Origin of the sequence: Anaerotignum sp., from assembly GCF_031981185.1 — a bacterium.
Taxonomy (GTDB): domain Bacteria; phylum Bacillota; class Clostridia; order Lachnospirales; family Anaerotignaceae; genus Chakrabartyella.
The window spans coordinates 525-5,246 of the sequence record NZ_DALYUL010000029.1 but is presented as its reverse complement, the minus strand read 5'-3'; the positions used below and the strand labels follow the sequence as shown (position 1 = coordinate 5,246).

Sequence of the window (4,722 nt, the reverse complement as noted above, 5' to 3'; positions counted from 1 at the left end):
ATTATGCTGCTGCGGCAATTGCAGGAATATGCAGCTTTGTTCTTGGTACAGCTTTGAAGAAGTACAATCGGCTTCAAGAAGTATCACTGGGATTATCTATGTTGGTGGGTATGTTTTTGACCCAATTTCTATTCGGATAGTTAATCACGAAATTTTTGCAATTTAATAGGAAGAAATATTTTTTTCAATATTAAAGGAGGGAAAATTATGGAATATCAACAAATGATTAATAGTCCAGGGCTATGGATTGTTTCAAGCTTCTTAGTAATTATATCCGTATCTCAGGCTGTTGTTTTTATGAGGGCTGCTTTAAAGGAAGCATCATCAATAGGAATTGACAAAGATAGAAGAAAAGCCGCTATCCGTTCCGCTAGTATTACTGCTTTGGGACCATCTCTATCCCCTGTAATTACGCTGTTATCACTTATTGTTGTAGTTGGCGCACCAACTACTTGGATGCGACTTTGTGATGTAGGTGCTGCCAGAACAGAATTAGGCGTTATTTCACTGACCTCTACTTTAGCGGGGGTGGAAGTAGGCAGTGCTGGTTTTGGTTCGCAAGCTTTTTCATATGCCCTTTGGGGTATGGCCCTAAATAATTTTGGCTGGCTGTTAGTCGTATTCTTATTAGGCCATAGAATGAGGAAAGTTGTAAGTAGTATGAATGAAAAATATGATCCGGCGTGGGTTAAAAAGTTAATGGCGGGTGCAACGGTTGGTTTGTTTGCCTATTTGCTGGCAAATCAGATTAAGGATATGGCAATGCCTAAGCTGGCGCCGGCGATTATCTCTGCGGCTGTAATGTATATACTAACGACGGTATTTAAAAAGAATCAACGTTTGCAAGAGTTATCTTTGGGTATTGCAATGCTAGTTGGTATGTTTGGCGCTCAATTATTATTTTCTTAAAAAGGATTAGAGGTGACAATTATGTATGATAGCAAAATGATAAAAATAGGTAGAATCTCCATGGGCTTAGCGATTATTGCAAACTTTATTCCTGCAATTTATATTGGAATTCGCTTTGGCGAAATGCCAGCACTGTCTGTTATATTTAAAATCTGGGGATTGGTTGCTGCAACGTACGGTATCAGTTGGATTGTGCAGCCCATAGCATATTATCCAACGCTCGGAGCCAGCGGTTCGTATATTGGCTGGTTAGCTGGTTCCGTTGGCGATATCCGAATGCCCGCTGCATCAATGGCACAAAAAATTGCAGGGGTGGAGCCTGGTACCCACGCCGGTGAAGTCATTGGCACCATTGGCACTTGCTGTTCGGTATTGGTGTCTGCGACAATGATTACAGTTTTCACTATCATAGGTTCACAGGTAATACCTTTGTTACCGGAATTTGTAACAAAGTCCTTTGCATATATTCTTCCGGCATTATTTGGTGCAATTTACACGGATATTGCGAGAAAGGATTTACGTACAGGAATATCTACAATTATTATGGCGCTCTTGCTTATGTTTTTTGGTGGCAAAATTGGAATTCCCGGCGGTGTGCTCACATTGGCTATTGTATTAGGCGGTGTATTAATCACAAGAGGTTTCTTTGTTTTTGATAAGAAAAAGGCATCGGAATAATAATAAAATTTAGTTTTAGCTTATTTCACGAAGGGGACTGATTTATATACTGAACTTAGAATAAATAGATATGTATTTTAAGAGATTCTAAATGGGGTTTTATTCATATAGTTTTGGGAAGGAGTTTAGAGAAATGTTTGATATAAAAATTGTAAACGGCACAATTGTTGATGGTACAGGAGAGGCACGCTTCAAAGGGGATGTAGGTATTACAGGGGATAAAATAACCGCAATTGGTGATTTGTCTAATGCAGAGGCAAATCAGACAATTAATGCAGAAGGGAAATTTGTATCTCCAGGATTTATAGATTTTCATACCCACTCTGATTTATCTTTGGTTTATGACAGATATACCAGAAGCAGAATCTATAGTGGTGTAACCATGGATGTTGTGGCAAATTGCGGAATTGGTGTGGCACCCATTAGGGAAGAAAGAAAACAGGAATTGATAGATTATCTTGGTACCAGAATTATTGGAACAATTCCTGCAAAACTAGAATTACCATGGAATACAATGGAGGAATATTTCAATTATTTAGACGCAAATACTCCAGCAGTAAATGTTGTTGGGTATGTGGCACACGGACCTGTTCGTATTGACGAAATGGGATTTTCTAAAGAAAAAGCGACACCCCAGCAGTTGAAGAATATGAAGGCAGAGGTTAGGAAAGCCATGGAGGCGGGATGTGTTGCTCTATCCTCAGGTCTGGTATATTTACCTGGGGCGTACACAACAAAAGAAGAACTTGCAGAATTATGCAAAGAATTGATTCCCTATAATGGCTATTATATTTCTCATATCCGTGATGAAGGTGATGAGGAGATGGATGCACTAGATGAAGCAATTTATATTGCAAAAACAGCAGGTGTACCTCTTCATATCTCACATTTGAAGATAATGGGACATAGCAATTTCGGAAAAATAGACGAGGTAATTGCAAAGTTGGATGCTGCTGAGGCAGAAGGTTTAGAGATTACTTTTGATTGCTATCCCTATGCCGCAGGTATGACTTCTTTAGGTGCACTCTTACCACCATGGGCGTTTGAGGGTGGTGTAGAAAACATGATTCAGAGGTTATCAGTTCAGGAAAACAGAGAAAGAATCGTGAAGGAGCTAAAGGATGGGATTCCTGGTTGGCAGTGTTTTTACCGCATGGCGGGAGGATGGGACGGTGTTGTGCTTGCCTCTGTTATGACAGAAAAAAATAAATACGTAGAAGGTAAAAAACTTTCAGAGGTGGCAAAAATAAATGAAGAAGACCCATTTGATACATTTTTCCGTCTTCTCATTGAAGAAAAGAGCAAAATTCAGGTGGTTGTATTTACCCAGGGACAAGAAGATACGGATAAAGTTGTTTGCCATCCAAAGACGTGTTTTGGTTCAGACAGCATGGATCTTTCTACGGAAGGATTACTTTCCATTGGAAAGCCCCATCCCCGTGCCTTTGGTACATTTGGACGTATATTTGCCCATTATGTTAGAGAAAAAGGCTTGTTGACCTTTGAAGAAGCTGTGAAGAAGATGACTTATCTTTCTGCAAAAAGATTGGGGATTGTAAATGAGAGAGGTTTGCTAAAAGAAAACTATTTTGCAGATATAACAATTTTTGATCCTGAGGTCATCGCGGATAAGGCTACTTATGATGATCCAAAGCAATATACTGTTGGTGTGGACTATGTTATCGTAAATGGGAAGATTGCCCTTGCTGATGGAAAGCAAACAGATATTTGTGCGGGTCGTGTGATTAAAAATCCAAGTAGATTTGGAAAAAAGAATGGGTAAAGGCTGTGGGGTTATATAAACCAATATTAGACTAAGGAAATAAACCATAATAATTACATAGTTTTTTTCCTTAGTTTCAATAAACAATCAAAGCCAGCGCCTAAATGACGCTGGCTTTTACTTCGTACTAGTACTGAAGATATGTTCTCGTAATTATCTAATCAGTATAATCACCATCCATCCTAACGGCAACATAGCCTTGAGTGTCCATATATATAGTTAGGATGATGCTTAAAAAGCTTTAATCTTACTTTTCGCCAAGCTTTCTCAATAAAACCATACTATAAAAAAATATTGAGATTAAAAATTAAAAGACAATTTTAACTCGAATCGCTTATACTGTAACTATTCAAATGATAAGGGGGGTTATGTATGAAAGTACTATATGTGGGACCATCAATGATAACCGATAAGTTGCTCTTAGTTAGTAAGAAAAATTTTCCGAACCTGGAAACTGGTTGTATAAAATATAAAAGATATATAGAAGTTTCTGAACTAATGGATGAGTATCAAGGAAAGGCAGATGCTGTGCTTTTTGCAGGTAAAACACCTTTTAAATATTATGAGAAAACACGAAGCGATTTTGTCTTATGTGACTATTTGCCTCGTCATGAGACTACCTTATATCGTGTTTTGCTGGAAATCACTTATTTACTGAAGTACGATATCAGCCGATTGAGTGTGGACACTTTTGACAAGAAGATGACGAAACGACTTTATAAAGAAATTGGAGTTGATTTTAAAGATGAGCATATGTATTTTGCGGAACAAAAATATCTGGAAGACAGCTACACTGATTTTATAATCGAATTTCATAAAAGTAACTATAAAAACAATAAGGTTTGCTGTTGCATTACTGGGCTTGAAGAAGCGTATTATATTTTAAAAAAAGAAGGTCTTCCGGTAGTTTTAGCGACCCCTTCAGAAGATGTGATGCTTCAAGGTATCCAAAGTATTATGATGCGCTGCATTGCCCAAAAAAACAGTGAAAATCAAATTGTGGTAGTGACAATTAAATTAAATATTCCATCTGAGTATTCATTAATGAAAGACGATGAGTATGCATATCTTTCTCAGAGAATAAAGGTGTTGGATAAATTATATCACTTTAGCAGTCGAATAGACGGGGTATTAGTTGAGCAGGGCAGAAGTGAATTTATGATTTTTACCACCAAAAAAATAATTGAATTGGAAACGAAAAACTACCGAGATATTTATTTGTTAGATTTACTGAGAGAGGTTTCTGTCATTAACACTTATATTGGAATTGGTTATGGAAAAACGGCAAACGAAGCTAAGTTTAATTCCTATGAAAGCATTAAGCTATCACAAAGGCATGGGAATCAAGCTGC

The 4,722-nt window shown here is 37.6% G+C and carries 5 protein-coding genes; all 5 read left to right on the top strand.

The features are described 5' to 3' along the window. A partial coding sequence (locus tag RTK36_RS16760; protein ID WP_442871358.1) for a hypothetical protein occupies nucleotides 1-140 on the top strand: 140 nt, incomplete at its 5' end. 67 nt (nucleotides 141-207) lie between these two features. After that, complete coding sequence (locus RTK36_RS14005; RefSeq protein WP_312047862.1) at nucleotides 208-909, top strand: DUF5058 family protein; 702 nt, start codon at nucleotides 208-210, stop codon at nucleotides 907-909. A gap of 21 nt (nucleotides 910-930) precedes the next feature. Next, complete coding sequence (locus RTK36_RS14000) at nucleotides 931-1,587, top strand: hypothetical protein (protein ID WP_312047861.1); 657 nt, start codon at nucleotides 931-933, stop codon at nucleotides 1,585-1,587. A gap of 133 nt (nucleotides 1,588-1,720) precedes the next feature. Then, nucleotides 1,721-3,370: an N-acyl-D-amino-acid deacylase family protein gene (locus RTK36_RS13995; protein ID WP_312047860.1), complete on the top strand. Its 1,650-nt coding sequence runs from the start codon at nucleotides 1,721-1,723 to the stop codon at nucleotides 3,368-3,370. Between the two features lie 372 nt (nucleotides 3,371-3,742). Continuing rightward, nucleotides 3,743-4,722 (top strand): hypothetical protein (locus RTK36_RS13990; protein WP_312047887.1); only part of this gene is annotated, 980 nt, incomplete at its 3' end.

Bases quoted from the DNA above. Each gene is read 5' to 3' on its own strand.
- RTK36_RS13995 (WP_312047860.1), top strand. From the start codon at position 1,721: ATGTTTGATATAAAAATTGTAAACGGCACAATTGTTGATGGTACAGGA.
- RTK36_RS14005 (WP_312047862.1), top strand. From the start codon at position 208: ATGGAATATCAACAAATGATTAATAGTCCAGGGCTATGGATTGTTTCA.
- RTK36_RS14000 (WP_312047861.1), top strand. From the start codon at position 931: ATGTATGATAGCAAAATGATAAAAATAGGTAGAATCTCCATGGGCTTA.